General features: G+C 52.3%; 12 protein-coding genes and 1 riboswitch. Of the genes, 11 read left to right on the top strand and 1 reads right to left on the bottom strand.

Translation table 11 applies throughout. The features are described 5' to 3' along the window. Window positions 1–278: 278 nt before the first annotated feature. The 9 genes from leuA (at window position 279) to SJI19_RS20210 (ending at window position 12,637) form a co-directional block, all read left to right on the top strand. A complete protein-coding gene (leuA, locus tag SJI19_RS20250; protein ID WP_323480071.1) occupies window positions 279–1,856 on the top strand; it encodes a 2-isopropylmalate synthase in 1,578 nt (525 codons plus the stop codon). A 2-nt stretch (window positions 1,857–1,858) separates the two neighbouring features. Beyond that, entirely contained in the window at window positions 1,859–2,950 is a 1,092-nt protein-coding gene (gene leuB / locus SJI19_RS20245) for a 3-isopropylmalate dehydrogenase (RefSeq protein ID WP_323480070.1), read from the top strand. A gap of 5 nt (window positions 2,951–2,955) precedes the next feature. Then, the gene (leuC, locus tag SJI19_RS20240) at window positions 2,956–4,356 is read left to right on the top strand and encodes a 3-isopropylmalate dehydratase large subunit (protein WP_323480069.1); all 1,401 of its coding nucleotides are present in this window, start codon (window positions 2,956–2,958) and stop codon (window positions 4,354–4,356) included. A gap of 13 nt (window positions 4,357–4,369) precedes the next feature. Next, window positions 4,370–4,972 (top strand): 3-isopropylmalate dehydratase small subunit, encoded by a 603-nt coding sequence (gene leuD / locus SJI19_RS20235; RefSeq protein WP_323480068.1) that lies wholly within the window; start codon window positions 4,370–4,372, stop codon window positions 4,970–4,972. Window positions 4,973–5,738: 766 nt separating this feature from the next. Beyond that, window positions 5,739–6,656: an Rpn family recombination-promoting nuclease/putative transposase gene (locus SJI19_RS20230; RefSeq protein WP_323480067.1), complete on the top strand. Its 918-nt coding sequence runs from the start codon at window positions 5,739–5,741 to the stop codon at window positions 6,654–6,656. Window positions 6,657–7,017: 361 nt separating this feature from the next. Beyond that, window positions 7,018–7,135, top strand: a riboswitch (TPP riboswitch). A gap of 42 nt (window positions 7,136–7,177) precedes the next feature. Next, a complete protein-coding gene (thiB, locus tag SJI19_RS20225) occupies window positions 7,178–8,158 on the top strand; it encodes a thiamine ABC transporter substrate binding subunit (RefSeq protein WP_323480066.1) in 981 nt (326 codons plus the stop codon). Continuing rightward, window positions 8,155–9,744, top strand: a complete 1,590-nt coding sequence (thiP, locus tag SJI19_RS20220) for a thiamine/thiamine pyrophosphate ABC transporter permease ThiP (RefSeq protein WP_323480075.1) — start codon at window positions 8,155–8,157, stop codon at window positions 9,742–9,744. Before thiB ends, thiP begins: the two co-directional genes overlap by 4 nt. Then, window positions 9,728–10,432 (top strand): thiamine ABC transporter ATP-binding protein ThiQ, encoded by a 705-nt coding sequence (thiQ, locus tag SJI19_RS20215; RefSeq protein WP_323480065.1) that lies wholly within the window; start codon window positions 9,728–9,730, stop codon window positions 10,430–10,432. Before thiP ends, thiQ begins: the two co-directional genes overlap by 17 nt. Window positions 10,433–11,218: 786 nt before the next feature. Next, window positions 11,219–12,637 (top strand): S8 family serine peptidase, encoded by a 1,419-nt coding sequence (locus SJI19_RS20210; RefSeq protein ID WP_323480064.1) that lies wholly within the window; start codon window positions 11,219–11,221, stop codon window positions 12,635–12,637. Here SJI19_RS20210 and SJI19_RS20205 read toward each other — a convergent pair. Continuing rightward, window positions 12,626–13,393 (bottom strand): DedA family protein, encoded by a 768-nt coding sequence (locus SJI19_RS20205; RefSeq protein WP_323480063.1) that lies wholly within the window; start codon window positions 13,391–13,393, stop codon window positions 12,626–12,628. The two genes, SJI19_RS20210 and SJI19_RS20205, sit on opposite strands and share 12 nt — an antisense overlap. 203 nt (window positions 13,394–13,596) lie before the next feature. Between SJI19_RS20205 and SJI19_RS20200 the strand changes: the two genes are divergently transcribed. Both SJI19_RS20200 and rapA read left to right on the top strand, forming a co-directional pair. After that, entirely contained in the window at window positions 13,597–15,999 is a 2,403-nt protein-coding gene (locus tag SJI19_RS20200) for a DNA polymerase II (RefSeq protein ID WP_323480062.1), read from the top strand. Window positions 16,000–16,429: 430 nt separating this feature from the next. Next, on the top strand, window positions 16,430–19,336 hold the full coding sequence (rapA, locus tag SJI19_RS20195; protein WP_323480061.1) for an RNA polymerase-associated protein RapA: 2,907 nt from the start codon (window positions 16,430–16,432) through the stop codon (window positions 19,334–19,336). Window positions 19,337–19,378 lie beyond the last annotated feature (42 nt).

Below are 19,378 nucleotides of genomic sequence, written 5' to 3'. Positions count from 1 at the left end.
AACGCACTTACGGCTTGAAAGATGAAGGAGGTACTATTGACATGCACTAATGATTCATGTACCAATAGTGCATTGACCTATTCATGATCTGGAACACTACGCAATGATGTTTGTTTCTACCCGTCTACTAAGCCTACTACTACTCGCACCCACGATGCGCGGTACGCTGGTACACGGAGTTAAAAGCTGACTCTACCGTTCCAGATAAAAAAACCCGCGCACTGCGCGGGTTTTTTTATGCCTGCAATGCGCGCTAAAGTAAACCAATAGGATTAACCATGAGCGAACACGTTATAATTTTCGATACCACTCTGCGTGATGGTGAACAGGCATTGCAAGCTAGCCTGAGTGTCAAAGAGAAACTGCAAATCGCCCTGGCATTGGAAAGAATGGGCATCGACGTGATGGAAGTTGGTTTCCCGGTATCCTCTCCTGGTGATTTTGAGTCCGTACAGACCATTGCCCGTCATATTAAAAACAGCCGAGTCTGTGGCCTGGCGCGCTGCGTAGAGAAAGATATCGACGTGGCAGCAGAAGCATTGCGGGTAGCCGAAGCTTTTCGCATCCATGTGTTCTTGGCTACCTCGACGTTACATATTGAATCCAAGCTGAAAAGAAGTTTTGATCAGGTGATGGAGATGGCGGTGCAATCGGTAAAACGTGCACGCAACTATACTGACGACGTGGAATTTTCTTGTGAGGACGCGGGGCGTACCCCTATCGATAATCTGTGCCGGATTGTGGAAGCGGCCATTAACGCTGGGGCGAGTACCATCAATATTCCCGACACCGTGGGTTATACTACTCCATTACAGTTCAGCGGCATTATCACGTCGCTCTACCAGCGAGTACCCAATATTGATCGCGCCATTATCTCGGTGCATTGCCATGACGATTTGGGCATGGCAGTTGGTAACTCGATTTCGGCGATCCAGGCTGGGGCCAGGCAGGTGGAAGGGACACTGAACGGCATCGGCGAACGGGCCGGCAATACCGCGCTGGAGGAAGTGATCATGGCGATCAAGGTGCGGGCCGATATTATGGGTGTGCATACTACTATTAATCATCAAGAAATTTATCGTACCAGCCAAATCGTCAGCCAATTATGTAATATGCCCATCCCCGCGAACAAAGCCATCGTCGGTTCCAACGCGTTCGCCCACTCATCGGGTATCCACCAGGATGGGGTACTGAAAAATCGCCAAAATTATGAAATCATGACCCCGGAGATCATCGGTCTTAAGGAAGTACAGCTGAATCTGACCTCTCGCTCCGGTCGTGCAGCGGTGAAGCACCGGATGCAGGAAATGGGGTATCAGGAACAGGACTATAACCTGGATGAACTCTATGCTGCCTTCGTCAAGTTGGCGGATAAAAAAGGCCAGGTGTTTGATTATGATTTGGAAGCGCTGGCGTTTATCAGTAAGCAGCAGGAGGAAGCAGAACATTTTCGCCTGGATTATTTCAGCGTTCAATCTGGCTCCGGCGACATGGCCACTGCGTCAGTAAAACTGGCCTGTGGTGACGACATAAAATCGGAAGCCGCCACCGGCAATGGCCCGGTAGATGCCGTCTACCAGGCGTTAAATCGTATTACCGACTACCCTATTACCTTGCAAAAATATCAGTTGACCGCTAAAGGCCACGGCCGCGATGCGCTCGGTCAGGTGGATATTGTGGTGGAATACCATGGCCGCCGTTTCCACGGGGTCGGTTTGGATACCGATATCATTGAATCCTCCGCCAAAGCAATGGTGCATGTGATGAATAATATCTGGCGGGCACAGCAAGTGGAGATTGAGCTGCAGCGCCTGCAAGGGCAAAACAATCAACGTGATTATCAGGAAACGGTGTGAACATGAGCAAGACATATCATATAGCGGTACTGCCGGGCGACGGCATTGGTCCGGAAGTGATGGCGCAGGCGTATAAAGTGTTGAACGCGGTACGCGAACGGTTTTCCCTGCGCATCACCACCAGCGAATACGACGTTGGCGGTGTCGCCATCGATAAGCATGGCCATCCGCTGCCAGCGGCGACCATCAGCGGTTGTGAACAGGCCGATGCCATTCTGTTTGGTTCCGTAGGGGGACCCAAGTGGGAACATTTGCCACCGGCGGAACAACCTGAACGCGGCGCGTTATTGCCGCTGCGTAAACATTTCAAACTGTTTAGCAACCTGCGTCCCGCAAAGCTCTACCCTGGACTGGAGGCTTTTTGCCCCCTGCGAGCCGATATCGCCGCCCGCGGTTTTGATATTTTGTGCGTACGGGAATTGACCGGTGGTATCTATTTCGGCCAGCCGAAAGGACGCGAAGGCAGCGGCATGCATGAGCGCGCCTTTGATACCGAAGTGTACCACCGCTTTGAGATCGAACGTATTGCACGCATTGCGTTTGAATCCGCACGTAAACGCCGCAGCATCGTCACATCCATAGACAAGGCCAATGTGCTGCAAAGTTCGATTCTGTGGCGTGAAATTGTCATTGAAATTGCGCGTGATTACCCTGATGTTGCGTTATCTCACCTCTATATCGATAACGCCACCATGCAGTTAATCAAAGACCCGTCACAGTTTGATGTACTGCTGTGTTCCAATTTGTTCGGCGATATTCTCTCCGATGAATGCGCCATGATTACCGGTTCCATGGGGATGCTGCCATCAGCCAGCCTTAACGAACAAAGCTTCGGTCTGTACGAGCCTGCGGGAGGCTCAGCGCCGGATATCGCCGGAAAGAATCTGGCCAACCCGGTGGCACAAATTCTTTCCCTCGCCCTGTTGTTACGTTACAGCCTGGGATTGGACGAGGAAGCGAACGCGATTGAGCAGGCGGTGAACCACGCTCTGGAAGCCGGCTACCGTACCGCCGATCTGGCCGGCAGCGGCCTATCGATCGGCACCGATGAGCAAGGCTCCATCATCGCCGATTATATTATTCAGGGGGCTTAAATCGTATGGGCAAGTCGTTATATCAAAAATTATATGATGCGCATGTTGTCGTTGAGACTGCCAATGAGACGCCGCTGTTATACATCGATCGCCATTTGGTGCATGAGGTGACGTCCCCTCAGGCGTTTGACGGACTGAGGGCCATGGGGCGCCCGGTACGCCAGCCGGCGAAGACTTTCGCCACCATGGATCATAATGTTTCCACCCAAACCCGTGATATTAACGCCAGTGGAGAAATGGCCCGAATCCAAATGCAGGAACTGATCAAAAACTGCAAAGAATTCAACATCCAGCTGTATGACCTGAACCACCCTTATCAAGGCATCGTCCATGTCATTGGCCCAGAACAAGGCATGACGCTGCCCGGAATGACCATCGTCTGCGGAGATTCCCATACCGCCACCCATGGCGCTTTTGGTGCTCTGGCTTTTGGTATTGGTACCTCGGAAGTCGAACATGTGTTGGCGACACAGACGCTAAAGCAAGGTCGCGCTAAAACCATGAAAGTGGAAGTGACTGGCCAAGCCGCCAGCGGTATTACCGCCAAGGATATTGTATTGGCGGTCATCGGAAAAATTGGCTCAGCTGGGGGTACCGGACACGTGGTGGAATTTTGTGGCGCGGCGGTGACGTCCCTGAGCATGGAAGGCCGTATGACGCTGTGCAACATGGCCATTGAAATGGGTGCCAAGGCCGGATTGGTAGCCCCTGATTCGACCACCTTTGCCTATTTGCAGGGACGCCAGTTCGCACCAAAAGGCGACGACTGGCAGCAGGCAATCGCATATTGGAATACGCTGACATCTGATGACGACGCAGTATTTGATAAAGTGGTTACGCTGCACGCAGAAGATATTGCACCGCAGGTAACCTGGGGGACCAATCCCGGCCAGGTTATTGCCATCAACCAGCCTATCCCCACGCCGGACTCGTTCAGCGACCCAGCGGAACGCAGTTCAGCGGCTAAAGCTCTGGTCTATATGGATTTACAGCCGGGTATTCGTCTGACCGATGTGACCATCGATAAAGTCTTTATCGGTTCCTGTACTAATTCCCGCATTGAAGATCTGCGCGCGGCGGCGGCGATTGCCAAAGGCCGCCATGTTGCCAGTGGTGTGCAGGCCATTGTTGTTCCGGGTTCCGGACCAGTAAAAGCCCAGGCGGAGGCCGAAGGCCTGGATAAGATCTTTTTAGATGCTGGTTTTGAGTGGCGGTTGCCGGGTTGCTCCATGTGCCTGGCGATGAATAACGACCGACTGAATCCCGGTGAACGCTGCGCCTCCACCAGCAACCGTAATTTCGAAGGTCGTCAAGGCCGCGGCGGCCGAACCCACTTGGTCAGTCCGGCCATGGCGGCGGCGGCGGCGGTGACTGGCCGTTTTGCCGATATCCGTGATTTACATTAAGGGAAACAGCAACATGGCAAAATTTACGCAACATACCGGGCTGGTGGTACCGTTAGACGCCGCAAACGTGGACACCGATGCTATTATCCCCAAACAGTTTTTGCAGAAAGTAACCCGCACCGGATTTGGCCAGCACTTGTTTAACGATTGGCGCTTTCTGGACGATGCCGGCCAGCGACCTAATCCGGATTTTGTGCTTAATCAACCACGCTATCGTGGTGCCAGCATTTTGTTAGCGCGGGAAAATTTCGGCTGCGGCTCTTCTCGAGAGCACGCACCTTGGGCGCTGGCGGATTATGGCTTCCAGGTTGTGATCGCCCCCAGTTTCGCTGATATTTTTTATGGCAATAGTTTTAATAGTCAATTGCTGCCCATCGCCCTGTCGGCGGAACAAGTGGATACCTTATTCACCCTGGTCGCCGGCCAGGAAGGCGCGTGCTTTACGGTGGATTTAGAACGCCAGCAGGTGATTGCCGGCGAACAGGTTTATTCATTTGAAATTGACGCGTTTCGCAAGCACTGCATGATTAACGGCCTGGATAGTATCGGCCTGACGCTGCAGCATGATGAGGCAATTGCGGGTTATGAGGCCAAGCAGCCGGCGTTTTTGCATTAAGGGATAAGAGAGAGTACCGCAGGCGGTGGTGTCGTTAGCCCGAGGGGCTTTCTCTTGCCGCGAGCAGTGGTGGTGTCGTTAGCCCGGTGCGGGCAAGCGACGAGAGGACCGCTAGCCCGGCCCTCTCGACTCCCGGGTTTTCGGCAGATCACGCGCCGCGTTGCGGTGCCTTCCGTCCCGGCGACCACCCTATGGACCGCACGGGACGCGCTCCCGGCGCGGCCCTTTGCTTTCGCCGCTCCCGGCGGCTCATCCGGTCGGTTGCCGTGCCATCAGCGCGCTTTATGCCGGCCCAAGGTCAAAACCTAAACCTAAACCTAAACCTAAACCTAAACCTAAACCTAAACCTAAACTAGGACTAGGACTAGGACTAGGACTAGGACTAGGACTGAAAGATTAATACCTAAACACCTACATACTTAAATTTTTCAATATTTCTGTACCTCTGTACCTCTGTACTTCTGTACCTCTGTACCTCTGTACCTCTGTACCTCTGTACCTCTGTACCTCTGTACCTCTGTACCTCTGTACCTCTGTACCTCTGTACCTCTGTACCCTATCATTCATTTAATAATTAAATAAATTAAATCAATTAAATGCGCTGTTTATTTCGAACTTTTATTGGTGTGTGGTTAGTTCGGGCTCGGACTGAAAAACCCGGGAGCGTTTCAGTAAACTGTGAGACTGCGCGTAAATTTAATCAGTGATCTACCCAGCCCGGGAGGTGTTTATATTTTGTCGAGGTGGGCGCTTTTATAGTGCGCCCATGAAAACTATCCCCACACCTCATGATTCGTTGTTCAAAAAATTCTTTAGCGATGTCAGCGTCGCGAGCGATTTTTTGCACATACATTTGCCGCCGGCGCTGCGGGAAAAATGCGATCTCAGCACATTGGCCATCACCTCCACCAGTTTTATTGAAGATGATATGCGCCCGTATTACTGCGATATGCTTTATCGCCTGCAGACCACCGCCGGACCGGGTTACATCTATTGCCTGATCGAGCACCAGTCCAGTGCCGATGCGCTGATGGCGTTTCGTCTGCTGCGCTACAGCTTACTTGCCATGCAGTTGCATATTGAGCAGGGCAATAAAAAGCTGCCGCTCGTCATACCGATGGTATTTTACCATGGGGTTCAGAGCCCTTATCCTTATAGCACCCGCTGGTTGGACGGCTTTGACGATCCCGCCATGGCGGAAGAATTGTACCGCCAGGCGTTCCCTCTGGTGGACATCACCGTGGTCCCTGACGCGGAGATCAAAACCCACCGCAAAGTGGCATTGCTCGAATATGTGCAAAAACACATCCGCGAGCGGGATATTAACCTCCGCTTGCGCGATATCGCCTTTCTGCTTGAATTAACCCAGCCCAGTAAAGAGCAGATGATATGCCTGCTGCACTATCTGGCGCAGGAGGCAAATACCCTTGACTCGGACGCTTTTTTCCGTAATCTGGGAAAAAAAACACCCCATTACAAGGAGGAAATGATGACCATTGCAGAACAACTGGAACAAAAAGGACACAAGATAGGACTGCAAGAAGGCCGCCAAGAAGGACTCAGTGCAGGGTGTAGAAACATCGCCCGTAATATGCTGGCGATAGGTCTGGAGCGTGCAACCATTGAACTGACCACCGGTTTGAGCAGCGCAGAGCTTGATGCCCTGACAGAACCTGCCGCATAAGCCAATACCGATCATGTTGCACCACACCATTGCAGCAAAAAAGCGGTCAGCTCACGCCACTGGCGGGTGGAAGAGACCAAAACTCAGCATTACGTTTACAACTATGGCCACATCCTGGTTTTTGCTTCACATCACTGATGCTGTTTATTACGGTGATTTATTGTCACCACTATGTTACCCCCCACAGCGATATCCTTCAGCTGATGCAACATACTCCAAGAGAATAACGCTGCCATCCACTTAATGGTGGCATGAACACCTTGGCATGGTTTGATGTTAAATCCGCCGGGTTCGTACCCCCGAAAGACGCAATAAGCCGGGTATTGTTGGCAAGCCAAACATAAAACCATTACAATTGCTTCTGTTCTCAACGGGGTGCGAAACATCTTGCACGGTACGACGCCAGATGATCGCTGAGAGTAAACCCGTCGAACCTGATCCGGTTAATACCGGCGAAGGGATTTGAGAGTGTGCCTCATCGCCTCAAAAACCTTTGCCACCTTTTTTTTCAGGAGCGCAAAGTGTTAAAAAAATGGTTTCCTTGTCTGTTACTGCTGGCCGCCGCTCCGGCGCTGGCTAAACCTGTCCTTACGGTACTAACCTATGATTCCTTCGCATCGGAGTGGGGCCCCGGACCGGCGGTAAAAACCGCGTTCGAAAAACAATGTGGCTGCGAGCTGAAATATGTCGTGCAGGAAGACGGTGTGGCGTTGTTAAATCGCTTGCGCATCGAAGGCAAAAACAGCGATGCCGATGTAGTGCTGGGGTTAGATAATAATTTACTTAAAGCCGCCCAAGATACGCATTTATTCGTCGAGCATCACGTAGATACCACCGGATTAAACCTGCCGGATGGCTGGCACAATGCCACCTTTCTGCCGTTTGACTACGGTTATTTTGCCTTCGTTTACGATAAAAATCGCCTGAAAAACCCGCCGAAAAGTCTGCATGATCTAATAGACGGCCCGGTACCGCTTAAAATTATTTATGAGGATCCGCGGACCAGCACGCCCGGTTTGGGCTTGATGTTATGGGTGAAAAAAGTCTATGGCGATGATGCAGCACAGGCATGGCAGCGATTAGCGAAAAAAACCGTCACGGTACCTAAAGGATGGAGTGAAGCTTACGGTCTGTTTCTCAAAGGAGAAGCGGATATGGTCCTGAGCTATACCACCTCGCCGGCATACCACATCGTTGAGGAGAAAAAAGACAACTATGCGGCCGCTGCCTTTAGCGAAGGACAATACCTGCAGGTTGAGGTCGCTGGTCAGTTGGCCGCCAGCAAACACCCCGAGCTGGCGCAACAGTTTATGCATTTTATCGTTTCACCGGCCTTTCAGCAGACTATTCCCACAGGAAATTGGATGTATCCGGTGATTAAAACCACGCTTCCCGCCGGATTTGACGCCTTACCCGCCAAAACCCTGACCTTCAGTCCCGACGATGTGGCGGCACACCGCGCCGCCTGGACCCAGGAGTGGTTACGTTCAGTAAGCCAATGATTGCACGCTGGTTATGGCCTGGGTTGCTGGCCGCATTAGTCTTAACCGCTATCGCCCTCGCCGCCGTCGGTGCGTTATGGCTTAATGCCCCGGCGCAGCATTGGCGGTTGTGGTGGTCCGACAGTTATTTGTGGCATGTACTCCGTTTTACTTTTTGGCAAGCGCTGTTATCAGCGCTACTATCGGTTATGCCTGCGCTATTGCTGGCCCGGGCGCTGTTTCGCCGGCGATTTCCCGGCCGGCGGCTACTACTGCGTTTTTGCGCCATGACATTAGTATTGCCAGTGCTGGTTGCGGTGTTTGGTATTCTCAGCGTCTATGGCCGTCAGGGCTGGTTGGCACAGCTTTGTGCCTGGGTGCACATCCCTTATGGTTTTTCTCCTTATGGTCTGCAAGGTATCTTGTTAGCCCATGTATTTTTTAATCTGCCCCTGGCCACCCGTTTGTTATTACAAGCGTTAGACAGCATTCCGGTGGAGCAGCGGCAGTTGGCCGCGCAGTTGGACATTAGCGGGTGGGCTTTTTTCCGGATTTTGGAATGGCCATACCTGCGCCGCCAACTTTTTCCGGCGGCCGCGCTGATCTTTATGCTGTGTTTCGCCAGTTTTGCTACTGTACTCTCGTTAGGCGGAGGGCCACGGGCCACCACCATTGAGTTGGCGATTTACCAGGCGCTGAGCTATGACTACGATCCCGCGCGGGCGGCCATTCTTGCGCTGGTTCAAATGGTCTGCTGCCTGGGGTTGGTGTTGCTAAGCCAGCGCCTGACACGAACGTTTCAGGTAGGTGCCACGCAGTTAACTCGCTGGCGTGATCCGCAGGATAGTCGGTTACGCAGAGTTATCGATGCAGTGGTTATCTTGCTGGCGATGTTATTGCTGATACCACCCTTGCTGGCGGTCATTACCGGCGGGATAAACCAAGGGTTGGTCCGGGTCCTGTCCCAGAGCGCATTATGGTCAGCGCTGCTGACATCTTTGCGCATTGCCATTGGCGCTGGGCTGCTGTGTGTGGTGTTTACCCTGATGCTGCTGTGGAGCAGCCGCGAACTGCGGTTGCGCCACCGTGAATGGGCGGCACAATTGCTGGACTTAAGCGGCATGCTGATCCTGGCAATGCCGGGCATTGTGCTGGCGACGGGTTTTTTTCTGATTGCCAACAAAACCGTTGGGTTACCCCGCTCTCCTTACGCATTGGTGATATTGACCAATGCGTTGATGGCCATACCTTATGCTCTGAAAATTCTCGAAACACCGATGCTCGATATGGCGGAGCGTTACAATCGCTTATGCCTGTCACTAGATATCCACGGCCTTTCACGGCTGCGCTGGGTGGAATGGCAGGCGTTGCGTTTATCCATTGGCCGGGCCATGGCGTTCGCCAGTGTGCTGTCCGTGGGCGATTTTGGCGTGGTGGCACTGTTTGGCAATGAGCATTTCCGTACCTTACCTTGGTATTTGTATCAGCAGATCGGGTCATATCACAGTCAGGATGGCGCGGTTACTGCTCTATTTCTTTTGATACTGTGCTTCTTACTCTTTACCCTCATCGAAAAACTGTCGGGGCCGCATGATAAAACTGACTAAGCTGACGTATTTGTACCAACATCTGCCGATGCGTTTCGAACTGAGTGTCGCTGCGGGTGAAAAAGTGGCGATTCTCGGTCCCAGCGGCGCGGGCAAAAGTACTCTGCTCAGCCTGATCGCCGGTTTTCTACCGCTGCACAGCGGAAGCATATACCTCAACGGCGTGGATCATAGTGCAACACCACCGGCCCGGCGGCCGGTCTCAATGCTATTTCAGGAAAATAATCTCTTCGCCCATCTGACGGTTGAGCAAAACATCGGGCTGGGATTGCATCCTAATTTAAAACTGACCCCAGACCAACGTGCGGCGCTGCGACGGGTGACAGAACAGGTAGGTGTGGTGGAATATTTAACCCGTCTACCCAGCCAGCTTTCCGGTGGCCAACGCCAGCGAGTGGCGCTGGCCAGATGCCTGGTGCGCCGACAGCCCATTTTGCTATTGGATGAGCCCTTTTCCGCCCTGGACCCGGCACTGCGTAATGACATGCTCCAGCAGGTCGCCGAGGTGTGCGACCAGCGACAATTAACCTTGTTGATGGTTTCACACAACCTCGATGATGCCGCGCGCATCGCGCCGCGCACCCTACTAGTGGTGGACGGCCGAATATATTATGACGGACCGACTCGTTGCCTGGTAACCGGCGAAACGCCCGAGGCGGCCATATTAGGCATTCCCACACGAATGTAGCCCCGATACCGGTTACCCAAAAAATAACCGGCGCAATCAAATAATCCCAATAAAGAGACCATTAATCCCACTAATGTGAATTGCTTTTTTTGGAATATCATTCAAAGCAATTTACTGGTTTTATATTTTTAAGTATGGTAAATACATAAAAATAAGGAGATATTGTGATTATCATTATTCTCACACATACTAAAAATAAGCATTTTACTGTCCATGCATGTTGATAATTTCATATAAGAAATATAAAAATATTATATAAATCATTACACCATTTTCAAGGTAGACCCAGTCGACGATATCCACACCAGGGAAATCCTCGTACATAATAGCGTTGAACAACAAAGGGAACATGTGCACATATTTCATACCATGGTTAGGCGGCAGACCAGATAACCCAGGATCTTGTCCAGGTGAGTCCGAACGTATCATTCAGCTCTGTAGCGTGAAAAATGGCCGCCCAGTTGGCCCTTAATAATTTATGTTATAGGAGGGCTACGTACCAGCAACATGAAATATAACGGGGATGACACGTCTGCCATCGGTGGCGAATCATGTGACGCCGGATGCCCTAGCTCATGTTTGAAGGCTAATGGTTGTTTCAAAAAAGATAAAAATGATGCAAATCTTACCGCCCCACTATTGCTTACATCGTAACGAAGCGATCCAATCCGCTGTTGTTACATAAATGAAGACCATGCGTTCTTAATAGTGAATAAAACATAAACTGATATTAAGTATGTTGCATATTTTTTATTTGAAGTTAACGACTTCTGGAGAATTTAAACAATGAACCTTAAAAGTCACAAAAAAATCGATTTTTATGCACGGCGTGGGGTGAAATACACCTATATAGTATTTCAATTGCGAAAAAGCAGTAACACATATTACTTTGCCGAAGCTCAACGCATTGAACATGAGTTAAAACTCACCTACGAAACCTTGGGAGTTAAGCCGTTATTTGATACTACCACCACGCTTGAGGATAGCGTCACCAGAGAATCCAGTCATCGACACGGGCTGGATCGTTATTTTATGGTGAGTTTTTTTAATGAAAATGTAAACGCCGAAAATTATATCAATGAAATCCTGCTGGCCATCGCGTTGACTAATACCGTTGAGTTAGTCTATCCCGCGAGCGACCCCATATCATTACGCGGCGGTAACCAGGACAGCCTATCGTTCGAACCAGCGTACACCAAACCCACGACCGGTCATGATACGACTACCCTATCCCTGGCAAATTATCAGCCTATGCAGCACTACCTCTGGCCGGCGAAGCATGTATCAACCGGTTATAAACTCGGTGGAATAGACGGTACCGCCGGCCTGGCATATCGCGGTGGAAGAGGCGAAAACGTGACTCTTATCACCAATGAATTAGATGCCTGGTTTACCGACCATATTAACCTGCCCCACAAACGGTCGCTGGTTGAAGGCAACACCAAGATAGGCGGCGATAATAGTGCCACGGTGGGCATCATGGCTGGCCAGAGTATCGGGCGGGGCATTGTCGGTATCACTCCCGCTGCCATGCTGGGATACGCCAGTCAGGGTGTACAAAATCTGTATCATCTCTACCATCGGCTCAAACCGGGAGATATCATCCAAATCGGGATGCAGCACCTGGGTGTGAAAATGGCCTACAGCGACACACCGGCTTATTTACCGGTGGAATTTGAATCAGCCTGGTTTGATATCATCTCTATGTTAACGGATAAGGGTATCCATGTTATCCAGTCCGCAGGCCACGGCGGCGTCAGCCTCGACCATCCAGCATTAAAAGGCAAATTTGATCGGAGCCAACGAGATTCGGGCGCGATCATCGTCGGGGCACTGGATCCGCGCACCGGCTTACGGCTTCCTTTCAGCAACTTTGGATCCCGCGTGGACAACGCCAGTTGGGGGACATCGGTCGTCACCACGTCTTATGGCCAGGCTACGTTATTTAATCAACCTAACGCGTGGTATATCAACAATTATTCCGGCACTGCTGCCGCTACCGCCATCGTTGCCGGGGCAGTGGCATGTCTGTCGAGCATCGCCATCGCCTATAACAAGTCGCTCTCGCCACAGCAATTAAGGCTGATCCTTACCAGTAATGGAACGATATTAAAAGAGAATAACTCCGCACTGATGGGTACCCAGCCGGATCTTGGCCGGGCCATTTATGCGATGTTTTCCTTACCCGAGCGCTTAGAAGCGTAGCACTTGCCAGAATTGGCTGGCGTATATCGGCATCAGCGGGTGGTGCAATACTGTTATCAACGCCACCATAGCAGCAAACAGCGTCAGTATTGTCAACCCGCGCAACATTGACAGTGGTAACCAGCGCGCCAGGCGATCGGGTGAACGTCTGCCCGTGCGCCACCAGCGCCAGGAAAACCACAGGGTCAACCAGATTAACAGGGCTACGGTCAGCAACAGCCAGCGGAATTGGCCGCTATGCTCACCGTCGGGAATGTTGATGGCCACACCTGCCAGGATACCCGGCAAAAAATAAACCGGTGGCCAGGTTATGCAACCGATGATATTAGGCACAGCGAATCGCAGAGGCGGTAAATCTAGCATCCCAGCAGCCATCGGTATCAGCGGCCGGGTCGGGCCAACAAACCGGCCAATCAAAATGGTGAGCACACTGTGTCGATGCAGCGCGTACTCAGTCTTATCAAGCAAGGTGCGATATTTGTTTAAAAACGACCACTTTCTCAACGGTTTTTTAAAACCATGGCCGATAAAATAAGACATCCAATCGCCGATAATGCAGCCGATCACCCCAACCCCCCAGGCGGGATAGAATCCCATCGTTCCGTGACCGATCAGCGCCCCCAAGCTCGCCATCATTACCGTGCCGGGCAACAAAAGCCCAACCAAGGCCAGTGACTCTAAAAACGCCACCAGAAAAACAGCGATCAGCGAAAAAGCCAAGGATTGGGTTACCCAATGTTCAAATAACGCGTTCATAACCCTCCCTGGGTAATCGAAGAGGCCGGATTGTCAGGGTATATAGCCACTGGGTCAACCCATCAATTGTATACAGATTTGCCGAAGGGCGTAACCACACCCTGATAAGCGCCCGATAGGCGCCGCTGGACAATAACTGTATAAATAATCATACTTATGCTTTAGCCGTCGACAGTGTATGTGTTCGTGGATATTCAAACGCTATGCTAGACCTATCGCCGCCACGTCAAGGTTTTGTCCTGACCCGCCATTGGCGGGACACCCCTAATGGCATTGTCATCGACTTCTGGCTGGCGACCGACGCGGGCGCACAAAAAATCACCCTGTCGCCACAACCCGCCATCGCCTTTATGCCGGCGGAATACCGGGAGCGCGCACAGCCATTATTGCTGGCAATAAAAGGCTGTAGCCTGCGATCACTGGATCTGCGCGACTTTCATCACCGGCCGGTGCTAGGCGTTTATTGTCGGCATTATCGTGACCTGGGGCGACTGGAAAAAAGCTTGAAAACTGCCGGCATTCCGCTTTATGAAGCCGATATCCGCCCACCCGAACGTTATTTGATGGAAAGATTTATTACCGCCCCGGTATGGTTTAGCGGCCAAACCTGCGATCAAAATAGCATTACCGACGCGCGTCTTAAACCGGATATGTACTACCGTCCCAAACTGAAACTGGTGTCACTGGATATTGAAACCAACCGCTTTGGCGAGCTCTATTGTATTGGCCTGCAAGGATGTGGCCAGCGGCAGGTGTACATGCTGGGCGAGCCGCCTGCACCATCAGATATTATCATCCCCGCCGACGAAGATCGGCCGTTCGAACAGCAGAATGTGGAATATGTTGCCACCCGTGCGCTGCTGATTCAACGCCTGAACCAATGGTTCACCGAGTGGGATCCCGATGCTATTATCGGGTGGAATCTGGTGCAGTTCGATTTACGTATCTTGCAAAAACATGCCGAGCGTTACCAGTTGCCGCTGCTGCTCGGGCGTGATGGTGGTACATTGGAATGGCGTGAACATGGGGCCAAGGCCGGTTACTATTTTGCCAACGCCGCCGGGCGGCTGATTATCGACGGTATTGAGGCATTGAAGTCGGCTTTTTGGCAATTTTCCTCCTTTAGCCTGGAAAACGTCGCGCAAACCTTGCTCAAAGAGGGTAAGGATATCGCAACACCTTACCAGCGCATGGACGAAATTGACCGCCTGTACCGCGAGGACCGGCCAGCGTTAGCCCGCTACAATCTTCGGGATTGCGAACTGGTTACCCGCATCTTCGAGCATACCCAACTGCTGGCTTTCCTGCTCGAACGGGCAACGGTGACCGGTCTGGCGGCGGATCGCAACGGCGGATCGGTGGCCGCATTTACCTGGCTTTATCTACCGCGGATGCATCGCGCCGGTTTTGTCGCACCCAATGTGGGGGATGTGCCGGTACATGCCAGTCCCGGCGGTTATGTCATGGATTCCCGCCCCGGCCTCTATGATTCAGTGCTGGTTTTAGATTATAAAAGCCTTTACCCCTCCATTATCCGCACCTTTTTAATCGACCCGGTGGGGCTGATCGAAGGTATGGCCGAAACTGACTCAGCCCACACCGTCGACGGTTTTATCAATGCGCGTTTTTCACGCACCCATCATTGTTTGCCAGACATTGTCAGTGACCTATGGCAGGGCCGCGAACGCGCGAAACGTCTGAAAAATCAGCCACTGTCCCAGGCCATGAAAATCATTATGAACGCATTTTATGGCGTACTGGGAGCGCCTAGCTGCCGTTTTTTCGACGCCCGGCTTGCCTCCTCGATTACCCTGCGTGGCCATGAGATCATGCATAAAACCCGTGAACTGATCGAAGCCCAGGGTTATCCCATCATATACGGCGACACCGATTCCACCTTCGTCTGGCTAAAACGGGCGCATGACCCGTTGGCTGCAGACGCCATTGGTCAACAGTTGGTCACTCATATCAACCAATGGTGGAAAACTCATTTATCGAGTACCTTGGGACTGGAAAGCGCACTGGAGATGGAATATGAAACCCATTTTACCCGTTTTTTAATGCCAACCATTCGCGGCGCTGAACTGGGCAGTAAAAAACGCTATGCTGGCCTGGTGCATGATGGTCAAGGCGATCGCATGGTATTCAAAGGACTTGAAACGGTACGTAGCGATTGGACCCCCCTGGCCCAACAATTCCAGCAACAACTCTATGAACGTATCTTTCGCCGCGAGCCCTACCGGGAATTTATCCTGGACTACGTGCGTCGTACCCTGAATGGTGAGTTGGACCATCTGCTGGTCTACCGTAAACGCCTAAGACAAAAACTGATTGAATATCAGCGCAATATCCCACCGCAGGCCCGCGCTGCCAGAATTGCCGATGAGTATAATCTGCAACAGGGTCGCCCGCAGCGTTACCAGAACGGGGGTTGGATAAGTTATATCATGACCGCCCAGGGGCCCGAGCCACTAGAGATCGTGCTAGCCAAACCGGACTACGATCACTACCTGCAAAAACAGCTGCAGCCGGTGGCAGACGCCATATTGCCCTTCCTAGAGGATGACTTTGCGACACTGCTATCAGGTCAGATGGGGTTGTTTTGACATAAAAGAGGTCGATTGGTAGGTGACGAAACCACCCTCATCCATTAACATAGCGCCCTTCCAGATCGCAATATTAACCCTAAACGATTTTTGCGCCGCAGTACCGGCCATCACCTGCTAGGTTATCGGCCTCTGCCTATACTGGCAACGGCCCTACCGTCCTCCTGGGTATGCCGCGTTACTGCCGTTATACCCAATAGATGTCGAGTTGCAAGAAGGCGGCAAGCGAGAGACAACTCTGTCGGGAACAGATTTGAACCGCGCTTACGCTGGCCCGAAGGGTGAGCCTCAGGATGAGGCTTATAAATCCCGATGAACTGACTGGGCAATTCGGGTGCATGAGTACCGCCAACGTACCTGCGACTCGAAAGATCACGGGTAGATATTTGCCTAACATACTTTGACCAACATAAAACCGAGCCGAGAATTTATGCCTTTTACCTTAGGTCAACGCTGGATCAGCGATACGGAAAGTGAATTAGGATTGGGAACCGTGGTCGCCCAGGATGCCCGCATGATTACCCTGTTGTTTTCCGCTACCGGTGAAAACCGTTTGTATGCCCGCGCGGATGCCCCTATTACCCGGGTGATATTCAATCCAGGCGACACCATCACCAGCCATGAGGGCTGGCAGCTCAACGTGGAATCGGTAGAGGAAAACGAGGGATTGCTGACCTATATTGGTACGCGTTTGGATAATAACGAGAGTAATACGGCGCTGCGCGAAGTATTACTTGATAGTAAACTGACCTTTAGCAAACCACAGGATAGGTTGTTTGCCGGCCAAATCGATCGGATGGATCGCTTTGCCTTGCGCTACCGGGCGCGAAAATTTCACAGCGAACAATTCCGCCAGGCCTGGAACGGACTGCGCGGCATTCGTGCCAATCTGATCCCCCACCAACTGCATATAGCTTCCGAAGTCGGGCAGCGTTACGCACCGCGGGTATTGCTGGCCGATGAAGTCGGCCTGGGCAAAACCATTGAAGCCGGCATGATCATTCATCAGCAACTCCTCACCGGCCGGGCCGAACGGATACTGATCATTGTGCCCGAATCGCTGATGCACCAGTGGCTGGTGGAGATGCTGCGTCGCTTCAATCTGCTGTTCTCCTTGTTTGATGAAGAGCGCTACGCCGAAGCCATGCAAGACAGTGACAACCCCTTTGAAACCGAACAGTTGGTGCTATGCTCGCTGGATTTTGTCAGGCGCAATCACGACCGTTTGGAAAAGCTGGGCAACGCCGACTGGGATTTAATGGTGGTGGATGAAGCCCATCATCTCTCTTGGAACGAAGAAACCCCGAGTCGGGAATACCAGGTCATCGAACAACTGGCGAACACCATCCCCGGTATCCTGCTGCTCACCGCCACACCGGAACAGCTGGGGCTGCAAAGCCACTTTGCCCGGTTGCGGTTGCTCGATCCCGACCGTTTTCACGACTACGCCGAGTTTGTAGCGGAACAGCAGCGTTACCGGCCGATCGCCGACGCCGTCACCTTGCTGCTTAACGGCAAGGCACTTGATGCCGATGCCAAAAATCTGCTATCCGAGATGATCGGCGAGCAGAATATTGAGCCATTACTCTCGGTGACCAATGGCCAGGATTCACGGGCGCAAGCCGCCCGGCGCGAGCTGATCGCCATGCTGATGGATCGTCACGGCACCAGCCGGGTGCTGTTTCGCAATACCCGCCAGGGCGTAAAAGGTTTCCCGCAGCGGATACTGCACCAGATTAAACTGCCGCTGCCCAGCCAATACCAGACCGCCATCAAGGTGGCCGGCATTATGGGCGGGAAACAAACCCTGGAACAGCGCGCACGTAACATGCTCTACCCCGAGCAAATTTACCAGCAATTCGAAGGTGAAAATGCCACCTGGTGGAACTTTGATCCGCGCGTAGAGTGGTTAATGGATTTTTTGCTGCAAAATCGCCAGGAGAAAGTGCTGGTGATCTGCGCTCATGCCGCCACCGCCCTGCAGTTGGAGCAAGTTTTGCGCGAGCGTGAAGGTATCCGCGCCGCTGTGTTCCATGAGGGTCTGTCGTTGCTCGATCGCGACCGTGCCGCCGCTTATTTCGCGTCCAACGATGAGGGCGCACAGGTGCTACTGTGTTCGGAAATTGGATCGGAAGGACGTAATTTTCAGTTCGCCAGTCAAATGGTGATGTTCGATTTGCCGTTTAACCCCGATCTGCTGGAACAGCGCATTGGCCGTTTGGATCGTATCGGTCAACATCACGACATCAGCATTTTTGTTCCTTATCTGGAGCAAACGGCTCAAGCGGTGCTGATCCGCTGGTACCATGAAGGACTGGATGCTTTCGAGCATACCTGCCCGACCGGCCGCGCGCTCTACGATCACTTTTTTCAACCGTTGATCGGTTACCTCGCTGAACCGACCAAATTTGAGGGATTCGATGCCTTTATCCACGACAGCCGCCTGGAGCACGATAGGTTAAAACTTCAGCTAGAACAGGGCCGAGATCGCCTGCTAGAACAGCATTCCAATGGCGGTGCCGAGGCTCAATCCTTGGCTGAAGCCATCGCCGGACAGGACAGCGATCCGCAATTGATCAATTTCGCGCTCAATTTATTTGATATTGTCGGCATTAACCAGACCGACCGTAGCGATAGTCTCATTGTCCTGACGCCGTCAGATCATATGCTGGTACCTGACTTTCCCGGTTTGCCGGAAGAGGGCTGTACCATTACCTTTAACCGTGAGCAGGCACTAGCGCGTGAAGAAACCCAATTCATCAGTTGGGAACATCCGATCATTCGCAACGGCCTGGATCTGGTATTATCCGGCAACAGCGGCACCAGCGCGGTATCGTTGCTAAGAAACAAAGCACTGCCGGCGGGTACCCTGCTGGTTGAATTGATTTATGTGGTGGAAGCCCCGGCACCAAAAAAATTGCAGCTCAACCGCTTTTTACCGGCGACACCGGTGCGACTGTTACTCGATCAAAACGGCAACGATCTTGCCGGTCAGGTAGAGTTCGAGCAATTTAATCGCCAGCTTAACGCGGTAAAACGCCACACCGCCGGTAAGCTGGTCAGCGCTGTACAGCCGGAAGTGCATGCGCTATTAAAAAGTAGCGAAGCACTGGTGGCTAAACAGGCGCAAGAGTTGATCGCGCAAGCCAGGATGTTGGCTGATGACAGCCTCACCACCGAGCTCAACCGACTGGAAGCGTTGAAAGCCGTGAATCCGGCGATTCGTGAGGACGAGTTGGAAACGCTGGCGTCAAACCGTCAACAGGTGCTGGCCCATCTGGATCAGGCCAATTGGCGCCTGGATGCCATTCGGCTGATCGTGGTGACCCACCAATAAGTACCCTATATGCTCCGCAACCCGTTTGCGGAGCAAGACGGA

Origin of the sequence: Acerihabitans sp. TG2 (genome assembly GCF_035013185.1) — a bacterium.
GTDB lineage: Bacteria > Pseudomonadota > Gammaproteobacteria > Enterobacterales > Enterobacteriaceae > Acerihabitans.
Note: the sequence above shows the minus strand (reverse complement) of the source record. Positions and strands in the feature narration are given on the sequence as shown.

What these genes read in the sequence shown, in the direction of transcription:
- leuA (WP_323480071.1), top strand. Translation starts at nt 279, where the DNA reads ATGAGCGAACACGTTATAATTTTCGATACCACTCTGCGTGATGGTGAA.
- leuB (WP_323480070.1), top strand. Translation starts at nt 1,859, where the DNA reads ATGAGCAAGACATATCATATAGCGGTACTGCCGGGCGACGGCATTGGT.
- leuC (WP_323480069.1), top strand. Translation starts at nt 2,956, where the DNA reads ATGGGCAAGTCGTTATATCAAAAATTATATGATGCGCATGTTGTCGTT.
- leuD (WP_323480068.1), top strand. Translation starts at nt 4,370, where the DNA reads ATGGCAAAATTTACGCAACATACCGGGCTGGTGGTACCGTTAGACGCC.
- SJI19_RS20230 (WP_323480067.1), top strand. Translation starts at nt 5,739, where the DNA reads ATGAAAACTATCCCCACACCTCATGATTCGTTGTTCAAAAAATTCTTT.
- thiP (WP_323480075.1), top strand. Translation starts at nt 8,155, where the DNA reads ATGATTGCACGCTGGTTATGGCCTGGGTTGCTGGCCGCATTAGTCTTA.
- thiQ (WP_323480065.1), top strand. Translation starts at nt 9,728, where the DNA reads ATGATAAAACTGACTAAGCTGACGTATTTGTACCAACATCTGCCGATG.
- SJI19_RS20210 (WP_323480064.1), top strand. Translation starts at nt 11,219, where the DNA reads ATGAACCTTAAAAGTCACAAAAAAATCGATTTTTATGCACGGCGTGGG.
- SJI19_RS20205 (WP_323480063.1), bottom strand. Translation starts at nt 13,393, where the DNA reads ATGAACGCGTTATTTGAACATTGGGTAACCCAATCCTTGGCTTTTTCG.
- SJI19_RS20200 (WP_323480062.1), top strand. Translation starts at nt 13,597, where the DNA reads ATGCTAGACCTATCGCCGCCACGTCAAGGTTTTGTCCTGACCCGCCAT.
- rapA (WP_323480061.1), top strand. Translation starts at nt 16,430, where the DNA reads ATGCCTTTTACCTTAGGTCAACGCTGGATCAGCGATACGGAAAGTGAA.